This is a genomic window from Serratia sp. JKS000199, assembly GCF_900215455.1.
In the GTDB taxonomy this organism is placed as follows: domain Bacteria; phylum Pseudomonadota; class Gammaproteobacteria; order Enterobacterales; family Enterobacteriaceae; genus Serratia; species Serratia ureilytica.
On sequence record NZ_LT907843.1, the window covers coordinates 2,951,285 to 2,971,776 of the forward strand.

The 20,492-nt window shown below is 60.5% G+C and carries 21 protein-coding genes; 7 read left to right on the forward strand and 14 right to left on the reverse strand.

Features of this window, described 5'->3' with window-relative positions:
- Nucleotides 1-75: 75 nt before the first annotated feature.
- Nucleotides 76-1,074, forward strand: a complete 999-nt coding sequence (locus CPH57_RS14100) for a bile acid:sodium symporter family protein (RefSeq protein ID WP_049198403.1) — start codon at nt 76-78, stop codon at nt 1,072-1,074.
- Between the two features lie 26 nt (nt 1,075-1,100).
- Here CPH57_RS14100 and CPH57_RS14105 read toward each other — a convergent pair whose 3' ends face one another.
- The 3 genes from CPH57_RS14105 to zipA all read right to left on the reverse strand — a co-directional run bounded on the left by CPH57_RS14105 (nt 1,101) and on the right by zipA (nt 4,442).
- A complete protein-coding gene (locus CPH57_RS14105) occupies nt 1,101-1,316 on the reverse strand; it encodes a DUF3820 family protein (RefSeq protein WP_004936441.1) in 216 nt (71 codons plus the stop codon).
- The gene (gene ligA, locus CPH57_RS14110) at nt 1,316-3,337 is read right to left on the reverse strand and encodes an NAD-dependent DNA ligase LigA (protein ID WP_089195039.1); all 2,022 of its coding nucleotides are present in this window, start codon (nt 3,335-3,337) and stop codon (nt 1,316-1,318) included. Before ligA ends, CPH57_RS14105 begins: the two co-directional genes overlap by 1 nt.
- A gap of 79 nt (nt 3,338-3,416) precedes the next feature.
- Nucleotides 3,417-4,442 (reverse strand): cell division protein ZipA, encoded by a 1,026-nt coding sequence (zipA, locus tag CPH57_RS14115; protein ID WP_060660396.1) that lies wholly within the window; start codon nt 4,440-4,442, stop codon nt 3,417-3,419.
- A 221-nt stretch (nt 4,443-4,663) separates the two neighbouring features.
- On the opposite strand from zipA, the gene cysZ reads away from it, so the two are divergent.
- The 5 genes from cysZ to crr all read left to right on the forward strand — a co-directional run bounded on the left by cysZ (nt 4,664) and on the right by crr (nt 9,566).
- Nucleotides 4,664-5,422, forward strand: coding sequence for a sulfate transporter CysZ (gene cysZ / locus CPH57_RS14120; RefSeq protein ID WP_033643961.1), 759 nt, complete (start codon nt 4,664-4,666; stop codon nt 5,420-5,422).
- Nucleotides 5,423-5,607: 185 nt separating this feature from the next.
- A complete protein-coding gene (gene cysK / locus CPH57_RS14125; protein ID WP_016926786.1) occupies nt 5,608-6,576 on the forward strand; it encodes a cysteine synthase A in 969 nt (322 codons plus the stop codon).
- A gap of 399 nt (nt 6,577-6,975) precedes the next feature.
- Nucleotides 6,976-7,233 (forward strand): phosphocarrier protein Hpr, encoded by a 258-nt coding sequence (gene ptsH / locus CPH57_RS14130; protein ID WP_004936458.1) that lies wholly within the window; start codon nt 6,976-6,978, stop codon nt 7,231-7,233.
- 46 nt (nt 7,234-7,279) lie between these two features.
- Entirely contained in the window at nt 7,280-9,007 is a 1,728-nt protein-coding gene (gene ptsI / locus CPH57_RS14135; RefSeq protein WP_004936461.1) for a phosphoenolpyruvate-protein phosphotransferase PtsI, read from the forward strand.
- A 49-nt stretch (nt 9,008-9,056) separates the two neighbouring features.
- Nucleotides 9,057-9,566: a PTS glucose transporter subunit IIA gene (gene crr / locus CPH57_RS14140; RefSeq protein ID WP_004936467.1), complete on the forward strand. Its 510-nt coding sequence runs from the start codon at nt 9,057-9,059 to the stop codon at nt 9,564-9,566.
- 298 nt (nt 9,567-9,864) lie between these two features.
- Here the strand turns inward: crr and CPH57_RS14145 are convergent, their stop codons facing one another.
- The 10 genes from CPH57_RS14145 to CPH57_RS14190 all read right to left on the reverse strand — a co-directional run bounded on the left by CPH57_RS14145 (nt 9,865) and on the right by CPH57_RS14190 (nt 19,395).
- Nucleotides 9,865-11,187 carry an ATP-binding protein gene (locus CPH57_RS14145; protein ID WP_069100650.1) on the reverse strand — a complete coding sequence of 441 codons (1,323 nt, stop codon included), beginning with the start codon at nt 11,185-11,187 and terminating at the stop codon, nt 9,865-9,867.
- 6 nt (nt 11,188-11,193) lie between these two features.
- Nucleotides 11,194-11,874: a response regulator transcription factor gene (locus tag CPH57_RS14150; RefSeq protein WP_033643964.1), complete on the reverse strand. Its 681-nt coding sequence runs from the start codon at nt 11,872-11,874 to the stop codon at nt 11,194-11,196.
- A 250-nt stretch (nt 11,875-12,124) separates the two neighbouring features.
- Nucleotides 12,125-13,006 (reverse strand): cysteine synthase CysM, encoded by an 882-nt coding sequence (gene cysM / locus CPH57_RS14155; RefSeq protein ID WP_033644334.1) that lies wholly within the window; start codon nt 13,004-13,006, stop codon nt 12,125-12,127.
- Nucleotides 13,007-13,086: 80 nt separating this feature from the next.
- On the reverse strand, nt 13,087-14,175 hold the full coding sequence (gene cysA, locus CPH57_RS14160; RefSeq protein ID WP_033643965.1) for a sulfate/thiosulfate ABC transporter ATP-binding protein CysA: 1,089 nt from the start codon (nt 14,173-14,175) through the stop codon (nt 13,087-13,089).
- Nucleotides 14,165-15,040, reverse strand: coding sequence for a sulfate/thiosulfate ABC transporter permease CysW (gene cysW / locus CPH57_RS14165; RefSeq protein WP_033643966.1), 876 nt, complete (start codon nt 15,038-15,040; stop codon nt 14,165-14,167). Before cysW ends, cysA begins: the two co-directional genes overlap by 11 nt.
- Complete coding sequence (gene cysT / locus CPH57_RS14170; RefSeq protein ID WP_033652561.1) at nt 15,040-15,879, reverse strand: sulfate/thiosulfate ABC transporter permease CysT; 840 nt, start codon at nt 15,877-15,879, stop codon at nt 15,040-15,042. The genes cysW and cysT overlap by 1 nt, the downstream gene beginning before the upstream one ends.
- The gene (locus CPH57_RS14175) at nt 15,880-16,902 is read right to left on the reverse strand and encodes a sulfate ABC transporter substrate-binding protein (RefSeq protein WP_089192098.1); all 1,023 of its coding nucleotides are present in this window, start codon (nt 16,900-16,902) and stop codon (nt 15,880-15,882) included.
- Between the two features lie 201 nt (nt 16,903-17,103).
- Nucleotides 17,104-18,003, reverse strand: a complete 900-nt coding sequence (locus CPH57_RS14180; RefSeq protein ID WP_033643968.1) for a Dyp-type peroxidase — start codon at nt 18,001-18,003, stop codon at nt 17,104-17,106.
- A gap of 182 nt (nt 18,004-18,185) precedes the next feature.
- Nucleotides 18,186-18,773 carry an RpoE-regulated lipoprotein gene (locus CPH57_RS14185; protein ID WP_004936494.1) on the reverse strand — a complete coding sequence of 196 codons (588 nt, stop codon included), beginning with the start codon at nt 18,771-18,773 and terminating at the stop codon, nt 18,186-18,188.
- Between the two features lie 157 nt (nt 18,774-18,930).
- On the reverse strand, nt 18,931-19,395 hold the full coding sequence (locus CPH57_RS14190; protein ID WP_033643969.1) for a DUF2919 domain-containing protein: 465 nt from the start codon (nt 19,393-19,395) through the stop codon (nt 18,931-18,933).
- Between the two features lie 175 nt (nt 19,396-19,570).
- On the opposite strand from CPH57_RS14190, the gene CPH57_RS14195 reads away from it, so the two are divergent.
- A complete protein-coding gene (locus CPH57_RS14195; protein WP_033643970.1) occupies nt 19,571-19,969 on the forward strand; it encodes a YgiW/YdeI family stress tolerance OB fold protein in 399 nt (132 codons plus the stop codon).
- A 42-nt stretch (nt 19,970-20,011) separates the two neighbouring features.
- On the opposite strand, the gene CPH57_RS14200 is transcribed toward CPH57_RS14195, so the two are convergent.
- Nucleotides 20,012-20,437 (reverse strand): GNAT family acetyltransferase, encoded by a 426-nt coding sequence (locus tag CPH57_RS14200; protein WP_004936504.1) that lies wholly within the window; start codon nt 20,435-20,437, stop codon nt 20,012-20,014.
- Nucleotides 20,438-20,492 lie beyond the last annotated feature (55 nt).

Consider the following 20,492-nt stretch of genomic DNA (forward strand, 5'->3'; position numbering starts at 1 on the left):
TAAATAAATCAATTTAATTATTATATGCCCACGCGGGAGAATAGCCCCATCGATTTTCTACCCGAGCGCATCGCCATGAGATTCCTGCCCGATCGTTTTACCCTGACGCTGATCGCCACCGTGCTGCTGGCGTCGTTCCTGCCGGCTCGCGGCGAGTTCGTCGGCTGGCTCAACGCCCTGACCATCGCCGCCATCGCCCTGCTGTTTTTCATGCACGGCGCCAAGCTGTCGCGCGAGGCCATCCTGGCCGGCAGCAATAACTGGCGGCTGCATCTGTGGGTGATGTTCAGCACCTTCATCATTTTTCCGGCGCTGGGGATGCTGTTCGCCTGGTGGGCCCCGATCGACGTCAGCCCCGAGCTGTACGCCGGTTTCATCTACCTGTGCATCCTGCCCGCCACCGTGCAGTCGGCCATCGCCTTCACCTCGCTGGCGGGCGGCAACGTGGCGGCAGCGGTGTGCAGCGCGTCTGCATCCAGCCTGCTGGGAATCTTCGTGTCGCCGCTGTTGGTCGGCCTGCTGATGAACGTGCACGGCGATACCGGCAGCCTGCGGCAGGTGGGCTCGATCGTGCTGCAGCTGCTGGTGCCGTTCGTCGCCGGCCACCTGCTGCGGCCGCTGATCGGCGGCTGGATCGAGCGCCATCGCCCGCTGATCGGTAAAACCGACCAGACCTCGATTCTGCTGGTGGTGTACGCCGCCTTCAGCGAGGCGGTCACGCACGGCATCTGGCATCAGGTGGGGATCGGTTCGCTGGCGTTTATCGTCGGCGGCAGCATCGTGCTGCTGGCGATCGTGCTGGTGGTGAACACCTACATGGCACGCTGGCTGGGGTTCAGCAAGGCGGACGAGATCACCATCGTGTTCTGCGGTTCGAAGAAAAGCCTGGCGAACGGCATTCCGATGGCCAATATCCTGTTCCCGGCGGCGACGGTAGGGATCATGGTGCTGCCGCTGATGGTGTTCCATCAGGTGCAGCTAATGACCTGTGCGGTGCTGGCGAAAAGGTATCAGCGCAAGCAGCGGGCGCAACAGGCGGTGCCCAACGCCAACGCGCAGGCGTCGCGCGGGTAAAAAAAGACGGGCCAAGGCCCGTCAGTTCAGCTTTTCTTCAGCGGCTTGACCAGGTGGTCAAGCCCTTCGATTTTAATCGCCAGCGTCATCTCCATCAGCATGCCGAGCTTGCCTTTGGGGAACTCGCCCTTGCGGGCGAACCACAGCAGGTACTCTTCGGGCAGATCGATCAGCACCCGCCCCTGGTACTTGCCGAACGGCATCACGGTATTGGCGATTTCCAGCAGGTTTTCTTTTTCCATCAGTCACCCAGCAAGCGGATCATCTCCGCTTCGTCGATCACGGCGATACCCAGCTCCTGCGCCTTCGCCAGCTTGGAACCGGCCGCTTCGCCGGCGATCACCAGATCGGTTTTCTTCGACACACTGCCGCTGACCTTGGCGCCCAACGCCGTCAGGCGATCTTTGGCCTCGTCGCGCGACAGCTGGCTCAGCGAGCCGGTCAGCACCACGGTTTTACCGGCGAACGGGCTGTCTATCTCCTCCGCCACCACCATCACCGGCGCCGGCCAATGGATGCCAATCTCGGCGCCCACCAGCTCGTTGATCACCTGCTGATTGAGCGCTTCATCGAGGAAGTTGCGAGTGTGTTTGGCCACCACTTCGCCAACGTCCGGCACCTCTTTCAGCGCTTCGATATCGGCGGAAAACAACTTCTCGAGCGATCCGAAATGCGCCGCCAGGTTGGCGGCGGTCGCTTCACCAACCTCGCGAATGCCGAGCGCATACAGGAAACGGGCGAAGGTGGTCTGCTTGGATTTCTCCAGCGCGTTAACCAGGTTCTGTGCCGATTTCGGCCCCATGCGATCCAGACCGGTCAGAATGCCGGCGGACAGGCGGAACAGATCGGCCGGGTTCTTCACGTACTCCTTGTCCACCAGTTGCTCGATGATCTTGTCGCCCATGCCTTCGACGTCCAGCGCGCGGCGAGAAACGAAATGCTTCAACGCCTCTTTGCGCTGCGCCCCGCAGATCAGCCCGCCGGTGCAACGCGCCACGGCCTCGCCTTCCACGCGCTCAACGTCGGAACCGCACACCGGGCAGTGCAGCGGGAACACCACTTCGCGCGCATCCTGCGGCCGACGGTCTTCCAGCACACCCACCACCTGCGGGATCACGTCGCCGGCGCGGCGCACGATCACCGTATCGCCGATGCGCAGCCCCAACCGCTCAATTTCATCGGCGTTGTGCAAGGTGGCGTTGCTGACGGTCACCCCGGCCACCAGCACCGGCTCAAGGCGCGCCACCGGCGTAATCGCGCCGGTGCGGCCAACCTGAAACTCCACTTCGCGCACCACGGTGATCTGCTCCTGCGCCGGGAATTTGAACGCCGTCGCCCAGCGCGGCGCACGCGCCACGAAGCCCAGCGTTTCCTGCAGATCGATGTCGTCAATCTTGATCACCACGCCGTCGATATCGAAACCGAGCTGTGCGCGGTCCCGCTCGACCTGGCGATAGAACGCCAGCACTTCCTCGCTGCCGGTGCGGCGCTGGGCGCGATCGCTGACCGGCAGGCCCCAGGCCTTGAACTGCATCAGGCGTTCAAAGTGGCTGCGCGGCAGCTCGCCGCCTTCCAGCAGCCCGACGCCATAGCAGAAGAAGGTCAGCGGGCGTTTGGCGGTAATGCGCGGATCGAGCTGGCGCAGCGAACCGGCGGCGGCGTTGCGCGGATTGGCGAACACCTTGCCGTCTTTGCGCCGCGCCTCTTCGTTCATCTGTTCAAACCCGGCCTGCGGCATGAACACTTCGCCGCGCACTTCCAGCCGGCGCGGGATGTTGTCGCCGGTCAGGCGCAGCGGGATGGCGCGAATGGTGCGCACGTTGGAGGTGATGTTCTCGCCGGTGGTGCCGTCGCCGCGCGTCGCCGCACGCACCAGCTCGCCGTCTTCGTACAGCAGGCTGACCGCCAGGCCGTCCAGCTTCAGCTCGCAGCAGAAGGTCAGCGGATCGCTGCTCTTGAGCCTGTCCTGCACGCGCTTGTAAAACGCCAGGAAGCTCTCTTCGTCGAACACGTTGTCCAGCGACAGCATCGGCACTTCGTGACGCACCTGGTCAAACGCCGCCAGCGGCGCCGCGCCCACGCGCTGGGTCGGCGAATCGGCGGTGATCAGCTCCGGATGCGCGCTCTCGAGCTCGCGCAGCTCGCGCATCAGGCGGTCATATTCCGCATCCGGCACTTCGGGCGCATCCAGCACATGATACTGGTATTCATGATGGCGCAATGTGGCTCGTAGTTGATTGATTTGTTGGATTATCGATTCCATGGCTCACCATCAAAGATAAAAAACCCCCGGCTAGCGGGGGCTTTGTTGTTACGGATGTTCAGTGCGCGCGGCAACCCGGTCAGGCGTTGTTTTCCAACACTTCACGGATACGCGCTTTGTAGGTTTCCAGCTTCTGCGGCGTCATCATGCGGCGCTCGTCGTCCAGCACCACACCGCCCACGTCGTCGGCGATGCGCTGCGCCGACTGCAGCATCAGCTTGAAGTTCTGATTGGCGTCGCCGTAAGACGGCACCATCATGAACATCGACACGCCCGGCGTGGAGAAATCGGACATCATGTCAGGATCGAACGACCCCGGCTTGACCATGTTCGCCAGGCTGAACAGCACCGGGCCACTGCCGGCCGGGCTGATATGGCGGTGGAAGATGCCCATCTCGCCAAACTGGAAGCCCGCCTGCAACACGCTCTGCAGCAGCACTTCGCCGCCGATCACGCCGCCCTGATGGGCCGCGACGTGCAGCACCAGCACGGTCTCTTTCAGTTTAGCCTGTACTGGCGCAGCGGCCGGCTGTTGCGGCTGCGGTGCAGGTTCCGACGCAGGCTTCACTTCCGGCGCTTGCTGCACCGGGGCGGGTTCGGCGTGGAATGCCGGTTCCGCCGCCAGCGGCGCCTCATGTTCATGCGGCAGATCGTCGACGCGCGGCTCACGGCGCGCGGCCGGTTGCGGTTGCTGCGGCTCGGCCGGTTTTTCGTCCGGCGCGTAGTTGTTCAGCAGGATGTCATCGTACTCCGGCCGCTGAGACAGCGGAGGCGGCGTCTGATGGGCAGCCGGCTGAACGGCGCGGGGCGCAGGCGCAGCCGCCGGAGCGGGCTTCGGCGCGGCCACGGGTTCTTCGCGTGCGGCATCGAAATGGCCGAATGACGGCTCGTCTTGCGGGTGAGCGGCGCGTACGCGCACCTCACCGACGCCTTCTTCGAGATCGTCGATCGGAGTTTGTTCACGTTCCTTTTGGGAACGTTTGGCTGGGCGATCGCGGAAGAGCGCTGACCGTTCTTTGCGACTGGTCCACAGACCGTGCAATAACAGCGCTATTATGGCGATCGCGCCAACAACGATTAATATCAGACGCAAATCCTGCATCATTGCTATCTCTGTTGTTCCAATACATTGCCACCGCGGCAAACATTCACTCTTTAACTCTATTTGCCCGCGCACACAAGTGCAAGTCCGTGCTGAACTTTATGCCAATAAAGATGATTATACTGCCTTTTTCTGCTGGTTTTTCAGCCAACCCTACCCTAGCCAGTGGAAAATCATCCCTATATGATAATGATGCCTGTTCAGACAACGAGATAACTTAAGATATGTCCTATACGCAGCCCCCTTCCCGTTCCACCAGCGGCATTCATTATTTCGCCGAAGGCTGGCGCCTGATTTCGCGCCCGGGGATTAAACGCTATGTGGTCCTGCCGTTGCTGGTCAACGTGCTGCTGATGGGCTCCGCTTTCTGGTGGCTGTTCAGCCGCCTCGGCGACTGGATCCCGGCGATGATGAGCCACGTTCCCGATTGGCTGCAATGGTTGAGCTACCTGCTGTGGCCGCTGGCGGTCATTTCGGTGCTGCTGGTGTTCAGCTATCTGTTCAGCACCCTCACCAACCTGATCGCCGCCCCGTTTTGCGGCCTGCTGGCCGAACAGCTCGAAGGCAGCCTGACCGGCAAACCGCTGCCGGACACCGGCCTGCTCGGCATCGCCAAAGACCTGCCGCGCATCATGGCGCGCGAATGGCGCAAGCTGATGTATTACCTGCCGCGCGCGCTGCTGCTGCTGGCGCTGTACTTCGTGCCCGGCATCGGCCAGACGGTGGCGCCGGTGCTGTGGTTCCTGTTCAGCGCCTGGATGCTGGCGATCCAGTATTGCGACTATCCGTTCGACAACCACAAGGTGAGCTTTGCCGACATGCGCCGCGCTTTGCGCCAGCACAAAACCGACAACCTGCAGTTCGGCGCGCTGGTCAGCCTGTTCACCATGATCCCGATCCTCAACCTGGTGATCCTGCCGGTCGCCGTCTGCGGCGCCACCGCGATGTGGGTCGATCGCTACCGCTCGCAATTCGTCCGATAACCGCCGTTTTTTGCCGCCGACAGCGCGGAAATTTTCGACAGGGCGCGCATTTCGCGCCCTTATCATTGTGCTTAAAACTTATTTCCTAATAACATATAGATATACCAATTCTTTACTTCCCTGCCGGTACTGTTAGCGTATGCTTTCGATGTTCCCCACATTTTCATAGAGTTAAAGGACGGGCTATGAGCAAGATATATGAAGACAACTCATTAACAATCGGCCATACGCCGCTGGTTCGTCTGAACCGTATCGGCAACGGACGCATTCTGGCCAAGGTTGAATCACGCAACCCGAGCTTCAGCGTCAAATGCCGCATCGGTGCCAATATGATTTGGGATGCGGAACAACGCGGCGTGCTGACCGCCGGCAAGGAACTGGTGGAGCCGACCAGCGGCAACACCGGCATCGCGCTGGCCTTCGTGGCCGCCGCGCGCGGCTACAAACTGACGCTGACCATGCCGGAAACCATGAGCATCGAGCGCCGCAAGCTGCTCAAGGCGCTGGGCGCCAATCTGGTGCTGACCGAAGGGGCGAAAGGCATGAAAGGCGCCATCGCCAAAGCGGAAGAGATCGTCGCCACCGATCCGAACCGCTACCTGATCCTGCAGCAGTTCAGCAACCCGGCCAATCCGGCCATCCATGAAAAAACCACCGGTCCGGAAATCTGGGAAGACACTGACGGGGAAGTCGACGTGTTCATCTCCGGCGTCGGCACCGGCGGCACGCTGACCGGCGTCAGCCGCTACATCAAGAACACCAAAGGCAAAGCCATCACCACCGTGGCGGTCGAGCCGACCGACTCGCCGGTCATCAGCCAGGCGCTGGCCGGTGAAGAGCTGAAGCCGGGCCCGCACAAAATTCAGGGCATCGGCGCCGGCTTCATTCCAGGCAACCTCGATCTGGACCTGGTGGATCGCGTCGAAAAAATCTCCAACGACGAAGCCATCAGCATGGCGCGCCGTCTGATGGACGAAGAAGGCATCCTGGCAGGCATCTCCTCCGGCGCAGCGGTCGCAGCGGCGGTGAAACTGGCCGAAGAACCGGCGTTCGCCGACAAGACCATTGTGGTCATCCTGCCCTCTTCCGGCGAACGTTATCTCAGCACCGCGCTGTTCGCCGATCTGTTCACCGAGCAGGAATTGCAGCAGTAATTCCGCCACTGCACAAATCGCTAAAAAAGCACCCTGTGGGGTGCTTTTTTGTGGACTGGATCAAACTTTATAGCAGTCCAAGATTGCTTTTGCCCGTCGCCTTTAGTATTTAACGGTGCATTATTTCGATGCGCAAAATTAATCACTCTCCGAGCCTGGTCGAGGCTGAATCGATTTACTCATCTGTCGCCGACGCGGCGAATCGGGCATAATGGGGAGCGGATTGGAACGACGTCTAAAGCCGAGTTTTTTGATCTGAAGTGCCTAACGCGTCGTTTTCTGTTGCATCAACGTTCGCCCCTGTCCATAGTCAGGCGCTATAACCAGACAAGCTAAAGTCAGGCCCCTGGGCTAAACTTTAGCTCCACAACATTAATCCAATAAGTTGGGGAAACATCAATGTTCCAGCAAGAAGTTACTATTACCGCTCCGAATGGTCTGCATACTCGCCCTGCCGCTCAGTTCGTAAAAGAAGCAAAAGGCTTCACGTCTGACATCACCGTAACCTCCAACGGCAAAAGCGCCAGCGCCAAAAGCCTGTTCAAACTGCAAACTCTGGGGCTGACTCAAGGGACCGTAGTGACCATCTCCGCTGAAGGTGAAGACGAGCAGAAAGCCGTTGAGCACTTGGTAAAACTGATGGCAGAGCTTGAGTAATCGGCCCGTCTTTTTAGTTAACACCAGTCAAGAGTAAGGTAGGGTTATGATTTCAGGCATTTTAGTATCACCGGGCATCGCTTTTGGTAAGGCTCTCTTGCTGAAAGAAGACGACATTGTCATCAACCGGAAGAAAATCTCTGCTGATCAAGTAGAGCAGGAAGTCTCGCGTTTTCTGGCCGGCCGCGCGAAAGCGTCCGAACAGCTGGAAGCGATCAAGACCAAAGCTGGCGAAACCTTCGGCGAAGAGAAGGAAGCTATCTTCGAAGGCCACATCATGTTGCTGGAAGACGAAGAGCTTGAGCAGGAAATCATAGCCCTAATCAAAGACGATCTGGCCTCCGCAGACGCCGCCGCCTACACCGTGATCGAAGGCCAGGCGAAAGCGTTGGAAGAGCTGGACGACGAATACCTGAAAGAACGCGCCGCCGACGTGCGCGACATCGGCAAACGCCTGCTGCAGAACATTCTGGGCATGCCTATCGTCGATCTGGGCTCCATTCAGGATGAAGTGATCCTGGTGGCCACCGATCTGACCCCGTCCGAGACCGCGCAGCTGAACCTGGACAAAGTGCTGGGCTTCATTACCGATCTCGGCGGCCGCACCTCCCACACCTCTATCATGGCGCGCTCCCTGGAGCTGCCGGCAATCGTCGGTACCAGCGACGTGACCAAGCAGGTGAAGAACGACGACTATCTGATTCTGGACGCGGTTAACAACCAGATTTACGTTAACCCGACCGCTGACGTTATCGATCAGCTGAAAGCCGCCCAGAACCAATACATCACTGAGAAAAACGATCTGGCCAAGCTGAAGGACCTGCCGGCGATTACGCTGGACGGCCATCAGGTTGAAGTCTGCGCCAACATCGGCACCGTGCGCGACGTCGCGGGTGCAGAGCGCAACGGCGCGGAAGGCGTCGGCCTGTATCGTACCGAATTCCTGTTCATGGACCGCGACTCGCTGCCAACCGAAGACGAGCAGTTCCAGGCTTATAAAGCCGTGGCGGAAGCCATGGGCTCGCAGGCCGTGATCGTCCGCACCATGGACATCGGCGGCGACAAAGACCTGCCGTACATGAACCTGCCGAAGGAAGAGAACCCGTTCCTCGGCTGGCGCGCCATCCGCATCGCGATGGACCGCCGTGAAATCCTTCACGCCCAGCTGCGCGCCATCCTGCGCGCCTCGGCGTTCGGCAAACTGCGCATCATGTTCCCGATGATCATCTCCGTGGAAGAAGTGCGCGATCTGAAAGGCGAAATCGAGACGCTGAAGGCGCAGCTGCGCGAAGAAGGCAAGGCGTTTGACGAGAGCATCGAAGTGGGCGTGATGGTGGAAACACCGGCTGCGGCGGTCATCGCTCACCACCTGGCGAAAGAAGTCGACTTCTTTAGTATTGGGACAAACGATCTAACCCAGTATACTCTGGCGGTAGATCGCGGCAACGAGCTGATTTCTCATCTCTATAACCCGATGTCCCCATCAGTGCTTGGCCTGATCAAACAGGTTATTGATGCATCTCACGCGGAAGGCAAGTGGACCGGCATGTGCGGCGAACTGGCTGGCGATGAGCGTGCTACACTGTTGTTATTGGGCATGGGGCTGGATGAGTTCAGCATGAGTGCGATTTCAATCCCGCGCATCAAGAAAATTATTCGCAACACGAATTTCGAAGATGTGAAGGCGTTGGCAGCGCAAGCCTTGGCACAGCCAACGGCACAAGACCTGATGAATTGCGTCAATAAATTCATCGAAGAAAAAACGCTCTGCTAAACTTCCACGACACTGGAACGCCGCCCAATTTAATGCTTAGGAGAAGATCATGGGTTTGTTCGATAAACTGAAATCTCTGGTTTCTGATGACAAGAAAGACACGGGCACTATCGAGATCGTCGCTCCCCTTTCTGGCGAAATCGTCAATATCGAAGATGTGCCGGACGTAGTGTTCGCTGAAAAAATCGTTGGCGACGGTATCGCCATCAAACCGGCCGGCAACAAAATGGTTGCTCCGGTTGACGGCACCATCGGTAAGATTTTCGAAACCAACCATGCATTCTCTATCGAATCCGACAGCGGCATTGAGCTGTTCGTCCACTTCGGCATCGATACCGTAGAACTGAAAGGCGAAGGCTTCAAACGCATCGCCGAAGAAGGTCAGCGCGTCAAGAAAGGTGACGTCGTTATCGAGTTCAACCTGCCACTGCTGGAAGAGAAAGCCAAGTCTACCCTGACGCCGGTCGTTATCTCCAACATGGACGAGATCAAAGAGCTGATCAAACTGTCCGGCAGCGTAACCGTTGGCGAAACCCCGATCATCCGCATCAAGAAGTAATCGCGAATGAGCAAGAAAAACGGCGCCCTCGGCGCCGTTTTTTTATCCCCTTCGTCTTTCGAACCACTGCGTTGTTGGCCGCACGTGCTCACCCCGGTCACTTACCGGAGTAAGCTCCCGGGGATTCCCCCGCTTGCCGCCTAGCTGCAATTCGAAATCCTTTGGGTATGCCGCGGATAATAGACGTTATCGGCGCAGGCAGTTTGAACATGGACAGCGCGCAACCTTCGGAGCGTACACACAGTACGTGACGAAGGCGAGCACTGCCCTAGTTCAAAATGGCAAGTAAGATAGTCTATTATTGCCAGCGCGGGATACGCAGAGTGATGATAAGCCCCTCTTTGTCGCCATTGCGCGCCTCAACCTGGCCGCCGTGCGCCAATACCACCTTGCGGGTAATCGCCAGCCCCAGGCCGTAGCCCTTGCCCGACTGCGCCGACTTCACGCGCACGAATGGATCGAAGATGCTCGACAGTTTCGACTCCTCCACGCCCGGCCCCTGATCGCTGACGGCGAGCTGGAACTGGTTGTCGATGCGCGACAGCGCTACCGTCACCCGCTGGCCCTGGCTGGAAAAGCGCAGCGCATTGCGCACGATGTTGTCCACCGCGCGCCGCATCAGCTCCGCATTGCCCTTGACGGTATACTCCACGTCCGACTCGGCCTGCAGCACGATCTCCACGCCGGGCACCTGCGCCTCGTAGCGCGCATCGCTCACCACCGCGTCCACCAGGCCGTACAGATCGAAGTACTCCTCGTCCGGCAGGCTGCTGTGTTCGGTGCGCGACAGCGCCAGCAGCTCGCCGATCATTTTATCCAGCCGCCCCGACTCATGTTCGATGCGCTTGAGCGAGGTTTCGACGTTGCCGGCATTCTGCCGCGCCAGGCCGATCGCCAACTGCAGGCGCGCCAGCGGCGAACGCAGTTCGTGCGAGACATCGTGCAACAGCTGCTCGCGGGCGCTGACCAGCAGTTCCAGCCGCTCGGCCATGGTGTCGAAATCGCGCGCCACGTCGGACAGCTCGTCATGACGGCGGCGCATTTTCGGGAACAGCCGCACCGACAGATCGCCCTGCGCCACCCGATCCAGGCCGCCGCGCAGCTGACGCATCGGCCGGGTCAGGTTCCAGGCCAATACGGCGCTGAACAGCAAACCGCCCAGCCCGCCGACCCACAACATCGGCGCAGGAATGTTGAAGAAATGGGAACGCCGCTCCGGCCGATACTCTTCCCGCAGCCCGCGCACGTTATAACTCAGCCAGTATCCCTGCCCTTCCCCGGTCTGCACCCAGGCGGAAATCGCTTTCGGCATCCGCCGCCCTTCAAACAGCGGTTCTTCCGGCGCGGGCGGCGGCGGTTGGGTCATCGGCGTTACCGACAGCAGACGCCTGTCGTCCTCGGGCCAGTCGCGCATCAGCGCTTCCAGCGCCGGCATGCCGCCGCTGCGCAATTGGGTGGCGGCGGAGGTCAGCTGCAGGCCGATCGCCCGCCGCGCCATGGCGTTCTCCGGCGGCACATAGCGATCGCCATAAAGAGAAAACGCCACCCACAGGGCCTGCGTCATGATGAGAAAGGTCAGCCAAAAGCCGAGCAAAATTTTCCAGAACAGTCTTCCGCGCATGTCAGGTTACCGGATGCGATAGCCGATGCTGCGCACCGTTTCGATGCTCAGCGTATTGCCGGCCAACGCGCTCAGCTTCTGGCGGATATTGCTGATATGCACATCCACGCTGCGGTCATAGGCTTCACGCGGGCGCCCCAGCCCCTTCTCGGACAATTCGTCCTTCGACACCACACGGTCCGGCGCGCGCAGCAACAGCTCCAACAGATTGAATTCCGAAGCGGTCAGATCGAACGCCTTGCCGCGCCATTCGCTGCTGCGGGTTGAAGGGTTTAACGTCAGCTCGCCAACGCTGATGGCGGCCTCGTCGTCCGCTTCTTGCGGCCGTTCTTCGAAACGGCGCAGCACCGCGCGCAAACGCGCCACCAATTCGCGCGGATAGCAGGGTTTGGGCATGTAATCGTCGGCGCCCATCTCCAGACCAATCACCCGATCGATGTTGTCACCTTTGGCGGTCAGCATGATGATCGGCAGCCGGCTCTTTTTGCGCACGTCGCGCAGCACGTCGATGCCGCTCATATCCGGCAGCATGATGTCGAGGATCATCGCGGTATAGTCGCCCGACAGCGCGCCCTCTACCCCCGCCTTGCCGGTCAGCACCAGCTTGGCGTCGAAACCTTCGCCCGTCAGGTATTCGCTCAGCATGGTGCCAAGCTCCAGGTCATCGTCGACCAGTAAAATTTTCATGCCTTGCTCCTTCACCGATTTTCGTTATTTTCCCGCCAATTTCGCCGGTCCGCAGCCGGTTTTACTCAATCCTTACACATCGCTCTTGGCGTCTCGTCACCGTTATTGTGGCCGCTGCCGCGCGATTTCTCTACTTCAGTCATGGCATTGGCGCACGGGCAAGCGGCAGCCGCCGCAAGTGGGGCTGCCGTCTGTCGAAAGGAAAGGAGGAAAGGTTTTCCCGACGGAACACACCGCCGGGAGGGCGCGCTCAGCCGAACACGCCGGTTGAAAGGTAGCGATCGCCGCGATCGCAGACGATCGCCACCACCACGCTGCCGGGGTGAGCCGCGGCGACGCGCAAGGCGCCGACCACCGCGCCACCGGAGCTGACGCCGCAGAAGATGCCTTCACGCTGCGCCAGCTGGCGCATGGTCTGCTCGGCATCGCCCTGTTCGATATCCAGCACCTGATCCACCAGCTCCGGGCGGAAAATACCCGGCAGGTAAGCGGGCGCCCAGCGGCGAATGCCGGGGATGCTGCTGCCCTCCGCCGGCTGCAGGCCGATGATCTGCACCTGCGGATTCTGGCTTTTCAGGTAACCGCCCACGCCGGTAATGGTGCCGGTGGTACCCATGCTGGAAACGAAATGCGTGATGCGCCCTTCGGTTTGGCGCCAAATCTCCGGGCCGGTGGTAGTGAAATGGGCGTAGGGATTGTCCAGGTTGTTGAACTGATCCAGTACCTTGCCCTGCCCCTGACGCTGCATCTCCAGCGCCAGATCGCGCGCCCCTTCCATGCCCTGCTCACGGCTGACCAGGATCAGCTCGGCGCCGTAGGCGCGCATCGCCGCCTGCCGCTCCAGGCTCATGTTCTCCGGCATCAGCAGCTTCAGCGTATAGCCTTTCAATGCAGCGATCATCGCCAGCGCAATGCCGGTGTTGCCGCTGGTGGCCTCAATCAGCACGTCGCCGGGCCTGATCTCACCGCGCAGCTCCGCCTGCTGGATCATCGCCAACGCAGCGCGATCCTTCACCGATCCCGCCGGATTGTTGCCTTCCAGTTTGACCCATACCTCGCTGCCCGCCTGGGCGGCCAGCCGTTGCAGTTTTACCAGCGGGGTATTCCCGATGCATTGTTCGAGCGTTGTCACGATCTTTGCCTGTGTGTTGGTGTGCGTAAAGTAAAAAGGCAACCCTGGGGTTGCCTTGAATAAAGGGCTGCTAAAACCTATCAGGCGCTTTTGGCTAACGCAACAGGTTGCAGCAGTTGATCGCCGGCATATAGCCGCGCATTGAGGCTGCCGACGTAATAACGGCCGCCGCGCACCGGCGTGGCGTTGCCTTCTGGCAGCACCACGCTGATCGGTTCCTGGTGCCAGCCGATCGGCTGCACCGTCAGCTGCCAGAAATGGCCGCGCGGACTGACTTCCAGCACCTGAACCGGTAGCGGGCAACGTTCGCTGCTTTCGGTCGCCACTTCCATTTCCCACGGGCGCAGGAACAGATCGACGCTGCCCTGGTGCATCGGCTGGAACGACAACGGCCACTGGTGCGCGCCGACGAACAGCTGGGAGCCGCGAATTTCGCCGTTCAGGCGGTTCACTTCCCCCATGAATTCCAGCACAAAGCGGCTCGCCGGTTCGCGCATGATGTCGACCGGCGACCCGACCTGTTCGATATTGCCCTGGCTCATCACCACGATGCGGTCGGCCACTTCCATCGCCTCTTCCTGATCGTGGGTGACGAACACGCTGGTGAATTTCAGCTCTTCATGCAGCTGACGCAGCCAGCGGCGCAGCTCTTTGCGCACCTGCGCATCCAGCGCGCCGAACGGTTCATCCAGCAGCAGAATCTGCGGTTCCACCGCCAGGGCGCGCGCCAGCGCCACGCGCTGTTTCTGGCCGCCGGACAGCTGCGACGGATAGCGGGTAGCCAGGTGGCCCAGCTGCACCATTTCCAGCAACTGAGTGACTTTCTGTTTGATCGCCGCGGCGTTCGGGCGCTCACGGCGCGGCAGCACGGTCAGGCCGAAGGCGATGTTATCGAACACCGTCATGTGGCGGAACAGCGCATAGTGCTGAAATACGAAGCCCACGCGCCTGTCGCGCGCGTGCATGTGGCTGACGTCGGTGCCGTGGAAGCCCAGCTTGCCGCCGCTCTGGCTTTCCAGCCCGGCGATGATGCGCAGCAGCGTGGTCTTGCCGGAACCGGACGGCCCGAGCAGCGCCACCATTTCGCCGGAAGCAATATCGAGCGAGATATCGTTCAATACCTTGGTGCGACCGAAGGACTTGTTGATGCCGTTAATCTCAATGCTCATGATTTTCCTCCCGCTCGAGACGCGCGTTTTGACGTTCCAGACGCCACTGCAGCGCGCTCTTCAAAAATAGGGTAACGATCGCCATCAGGGTCAACAGGGCGGCGGCGGTAAAGGCCCCGACGGTGTTGTAATCCTGCTGCAACAGCTCGACCTGCAGCGGCAGGCTGTAGGTTTCGCCGCGAATCGAACCGGACACCACCGACACCGCGCCGAACTCGCCGATGGCGCGCGCGTTGGTCAGCACCACGCCGTACAGCAGCGCCCAGCGAATGTTGGGCAGCGTCACGCGGCGGAACATCTGCCAGCCGGACGCTCCCAGCAGAATGGCGGCCTCATCTTCCTGGCTGCCCTGGCTGAGCATCATCGGCACCAGTTCGCGCACCACGAAGGGACAGGTGACGAAAATGGTCACCAGCACCATGCCCGGCCAGGAGAACATCACCTGAATGTTATGCGCATCCAGCCAGCCGCCCAGCAGGCCGTTGCTGCCGTAAAACAGCAGATAAATCAGCCCCGCCACCACCGGTGAAACGGCGAACGGGATATCGATCAGCGTCAGCAGCAGCTGGCGGCCGGGGAAGGTAAAACGCGTCACCAGCCACGCCAGCAACGTGCCGAACACCAGGTTGAACGGCACGGTGATCAGCGCGATCAGGACCGTCAGCCAAATGGCGTGCAGCATGTCCGGATCGAGCAAATTGCTCCACATCGCGCCGAATCCTTTGGAGAAGGCCTCGGCGAAAATCGATATCATCGGCACCACCAGCAGCAGCGCCGAAAACAGCGTGCCGATGGCGATCAGCGTCCACTTGCCCCAGTTGACGCGCGGGCGCTCGGCGCCGTTGAAGGCGGAAATATCAGCCATCAGTGCCCTCCTCCCAAACGTCTGCCGAAGCGGCTTTGCAATACGTTAATGCTGAACAGCAGCAGCAGCGACGCCGCCAGGATCACCGAGGCGATGGCGCTGGCCGCCGGGTAATCGAACTCCTGCAAACGCACAAAAATCATCAGCGAGGTCACTTCCGTCTTCCAGGCGATGTTGCCGGCGATGAAAATCACCGCCCCGAACTCGCCCAGACTGCGGGTAAAGGAAATTGCGGTGCCGGCCAGCAGCGCCGGCGCCACTTCAGGCAGCACGACGCGGCGAAAACTCTGCCAGCGCGTGGCGCCCAGCGTCTCGGCCGCCTCTTCGTACTCCGGCCCTAACTCTTCCAGCACCGGCTGCACGGTACGCACCACAAACGGCAGGCTGGTGAACGCCATCGCCACCGCGATCCCAAGCCAGGTGAAGGTGACCTTGATGTCGAAGTGCGCCAGCCACTGCCCGTACCAGCCCGTGGTGGAAAACAGACCGGCCAGCGTCAGGCCGGCTACCGCCGTCGGCAGCGCGAACGGCAGGTCGATCAGGCCATCCAGCAGCGAACGGCCGGGAAAGCGGTAGCGCGTCAGGATCCAGGCCATCAGCATGCCGAACACCGCATTGAACAGGCTGGCGACAGCGGCCGCCAGCAGCGTCACTTTATACGCCGCCACCACCTGCGGGTTGGAAATCACTTCCCAATATTGCGCCAGGCTCATCTGCGCCAGCTGCATCACCAGCGCACTGAGCGGCAGCAGCAGAATCAAACAGGTATAAAACAGGCTGCTGCCGAGGCTGAGGCCAAATCCGGGCAGCACCCGCTTACTGGACGACAACGCCAACATTTACTTGCGCCCTGCCGCTAACAGCTGATCCAGCTCGCCGCCGGTGGCGAAGTGGGTTTTCATCACCTGCGGCCAGCCGCCGAATTGATCTTCTACGCGGAACAGTTGGGTGTCCGGGAATTGCCCCTTGGCCGCCGCCATCGCTTTCTGGTCATACACGCGGTAGTAGAAACTGGTGATCACCTGCTGCGCCGCCGGGCTGTAGAGATAGTTCAGATAGGCTTTGGCCGCCTGTTCGGTGCCGTTGCGCGCGACGTTTTTGTCGACCCAGGCCACCGGGAACTCCGCCAGAATATCGACCGGCGGCACGATCACTTCGTACTTGTCTTCACCGTATTGCTTGCGGATGTTGTTCACTTCGGACTCGAAGCTGATCAGCACGTCGCCCAAACCGCGCTCGACGAAGGTGGTGGTCGCGCCGCGGCCGCCGGTATCGAACACCAACACGTTTTTCAGGAAACGGGTCATGAAGGCGCGGGTCTTGTCCGCATCGTTGCCGTCGGCCTGGCTGGCGGCGCCCCAGGCGGCCAGATAGGTGTAACGGCCGTTGCCGGAGGTTTTCGGGTTCGGGAACACCAGCTTCACGTCGTCACGCACCAGATCGTTCCAGGTGTGGATGCCCTTCGGGTTGTCCTTGCGCACCAGAAACGCCATGGTGGAATAGAACGGCGAGCTGTTGTTCGGCAGACGCGACTGCCAGTCCGCCGGGATCAGCTGCCCGCGATCGTGCAGGATCTGCACGTCGGTGACCTGGTTGTAGGTCACCACGTCGGCGCGCAGGCCCTGCAGGATCGCCAACGCCTGCTTCGACGAGCCGGCGTGCGATTGTTTGATGGTCAGCTTGTCATTCGGATGCTGCTGATTCCATTGCTGTTCAAAGCCGGGATTCAGCGCGACGAACAATTCACGGGAAACGTCATAAGAGCTGTTCAGCAATTCCGCCGCCGACGCGGCGCCGCTCGCCAACAGCGCAGCCGCCAGCCAACCTTTCAGCACGAGATTTTTAACCCGGTTTTGTTTCATTCTGCACCTTATCACTAAGTCATTCCTTCAGGCTTTCGCCTTATTGACGACCAGTGTATTTATAACTCGGTGCGGAGCTGTAACGCTTTTATATACCGTTTAGTGATTTACAAGCATCAAACGCTATAAGGCAGGAAATGCGAGGCGTTTTGGGGGCGGGAAAACAGACCGAAGCCGGACGCGCCGGCTTCGGCAACGGCGTCAAAGTGACAGCAAGCGCGTCAGCGATGGCGCAAAGTAGTAGCTGCCGGTGACCGCACGGCTGAAACGCAGCATCGCGTCGCGTTTGCCGTCCAGATCGCCGAACATGCTCAGCAGTTGCTGCTCGATATTGTGCAGGCGCGCGCAATAGGCGATGAAGAACAGGCCGTGCTTGCCGCTGGCGGTGCCGTAAGGCAGGCTCTGGCGCAGAATTTTCAGGCCTTTGCCGTTCTCTTTCAGATCGACGCGGCTGACGTGGGAGGTATCCGGGCGCCGATCCGCCGGCAGCTCTTCGCTGTCGTGCTTGGTGCGGCCGATGATCTGCTCCTGTTGCTCGGTGGTAAAGCGCTGCCACTGGCGCAGGTTGTGCTCGTAGCGTTGCACCAGCACGTAGCTGCCACCAGCGTCCTCTTCGCCTTCGGCGATCGTCGCCACTGCCGGGCGTTGGTCACCTTGCGGGTTTTCGGTGCCGTCGATGAAGCCGCTCAGATCGCGCTCTTCCACCCAGCGGAAACCGTGGGTTTCTTCCTCAATCTTGATGACGTTGCCGAACGCCGCCAGCGCGGCCTGCGCCAGCGTGAAGTTGACGTCGTGGCGCAGCGACTGGATGTGGATCAGCATATCGCGCTGGGTGGCCGGCGCCAGCCCTTTGCCGAGCGGCGTGAACGGCTTCAGCTCTTTCGCGCCCTGGCCGCTGGAGAGATCGTGCCAGACGTCGTAGCCGAAAGCGATCACCGCGCCGAGGCGCGCATCGGGGAACTGCTGCTGCAGCTCGCTCAGCGTCTGACAAAACTGTTTGCAGCCCTGGCGCAAATCGGCGAATTCGCCCTGTACGCTGGCTTCCATAAAAATGGCGAAACGGCAGTGCTCCAGCAGAATGCCGCTCTGAACCTGTGTCATGTTGTTATCCTCAATACCAGAATCCGGCAACAGGTAAGGTATGGCGGTTGACGCGCGGGGTCCCTGTTACAAACGCGCGCTATCATACCGCAAGCACAGGCGATTGCCTTGCAGCAGCGCAAAGAAAATAGGGGTAATGATTTGGACAAGCAGGCGCCGGGAACCGGCGCCCGTTGAACGCGTTACTGCTGCGGCTTGGCGTGCCAGATGATTTTGCTGACCGTCCAGCTTTTCAGGGTGTCGTCCGGCGGGATGATATCCTGCGCGCCGGCCCACTTGCCGCTGAAGATGTAGGTGACGTATTTGCTCTGCTCCGCCACGCACTCCACTTTACCGGCGTCTTCGCCGCTGCCCGGCTTACAGGAGCCAAACGCCTTGCTGTACATGTCGCCGAACGGCGTGCCGAGCTTGTTGCCCCACTCCGTCGCCACTTTCGGATCCAGCACGTCCACCCGCTGCAGGCGCCCTTTCGGTTCGCCGGTGATCACCAGCTTCACTTCGTCGCCGGACAGCGCCTGATAATAAGAGACGATCTGGCCGTTGTTGGTCGCCATGCCGCCGCGCAGGCGGTAGTTGCCGTCCAGCCCGTCGTTGATGGCACTTTCCGACATCGGCGTGCCGGCGTTGAGCTTGCCGACGCCCTTGGCGCCGACTTCCAGGCTGCTGCCGAACCAGTTGAATGGCGACAGGCTGGACCAGGAGAAATTAGACATGCTCGAACAGCCGGTCAGTAACAGCGGAAGCCCTAACAACAGGGGGCGAATATTCATCTCTAGCTCCTTAGACATCAATGGCACGGGGCGGGTCACCCGCTCCTGCCGCATTCGGCGTTTTGCTGCGTGCCAGCCTCTCACAACGGCCCGCACTACGCCAACGGTTGCCAGCTTGGAGTGCGGAAAATGCGAAAAGTGCCGCACTTCTCGGCAATTAGTCGGCGCGCTCCGCCAGCGCGAAACAGGCTTTCAGACGCGCGTTCAGCAGCAGATAGCTCAGCGCCAGCGCGTCGAGCAGCGCCAACGTCAGCTCCAGCCCCGGCGCATCGCCGTCCTGGCGCCACAGGCTGAACAGCGAGCCGCCGAACGACGCCAGCAGCGAGACAGCCAGCCCCCAGCGCCAACCGCGCCACAGCCGCGGCCATTGGTGGCGACGGCCGCTCAGCAAAAACGCCAGCGCCGCCGGCAGACCGAGCAGCATGCCGTACCAAAAGCGTTGGGTATCCGGATAAAACAACGCCAACAAGCTTTCGCCCTGCTCGCGCGAAGCGCCGGCCATCACGAACAACAGCCAGGTGCGCGCCTGCAAAATCAGCACGGCCCAAAATCCCAGCGGCAGCCGCAGCGCGCCGTGCTGATCGTAATCGTCCGGGGAAAACCGGGGTGAGAATGGCTTCAACGCTCGTTCCTTGCCAACAGAATAAAGACTATGGCTACAGATGGGCGCCGGCGATGGGAATTTCAATGCGTCGGCTTAAGAAGCTCTTAAGATCGGTGTGTTTTAATCCTTATCACTAAGCAAGCAACCCGATATCAGCGGGATGTGATTTTCGATAACGATAAGGAAGCGCAACATGAAAAAACTGACTCTGGCCGCTCTGATCGCGCTGTGCAGCGCACCGGTACTGGCGCAACAAGGCGGGTTCCTCGATCCGGCCGCGCCGCAGGCTCAAACGCAAACCACCGCACAGGGCGGTTTCTCCGGCCCCAGCGCGGCGCTGACCACCGTGGACAAGGTGAAATCGCTGAGCGACGACGCCTGGGTGATGCTGCAGGGCAACATCGAGCAGCGCATCGGCGACGAAACCTACACCTTCCGCGATGCCACCGGCACCCTGACGGTCGATATCGATCGCAAACGCTGGAACGGCCAGACCGTTACGCCGAAAGACAAGGTGCAGTTGGAAGGCAAAGTGGATAAAGACTGGAACAGCCTCGAAGTGGACGTGAAAACCGTCAAAAAGCTGCCGTAATGCGCTGCGGCGGGCGGTGCAACGCCGCCGCCCGCCGCTCGATCAATATTCCTGATCTTCGATCAGCCGCTTGCCCAGGCTGGTGATGCCCTGAATCTCGTAGCCGAGCTTCTCGTACATCTCGACCACCGTGTCGTTGTCTTCGCGCACCATAATCTGGATCTTCGGGCAGCCGCGGGCGATCAACTTCTTCTCCAGACGGTTGATCAACGCATTGGCAATGCCGCGCCCGCGATAGTCGGGATGCACCCCGAGGTAATACGCCGACCCGCGGTGGCCGTCATAGCCGCCCATCACCGAACCGACCACTTCGCCGCCGACTTCCGCCACCAGGAACAGCTCCGGGTCGTGGTTCAGCTTGCGCTCGATGTCCATTTCCGGATCGTTCCACGGCCGCAGCAGATCGCAGCGCTCCCACAGGGTAATGACTTCTTCAAAGTCGTCTTGTCGAAATACGCGAATTTCCATCGATGTTGGCCGCTGTTAATTAAGGTGTTTATCTGATTATCGCGTGATTATTCAC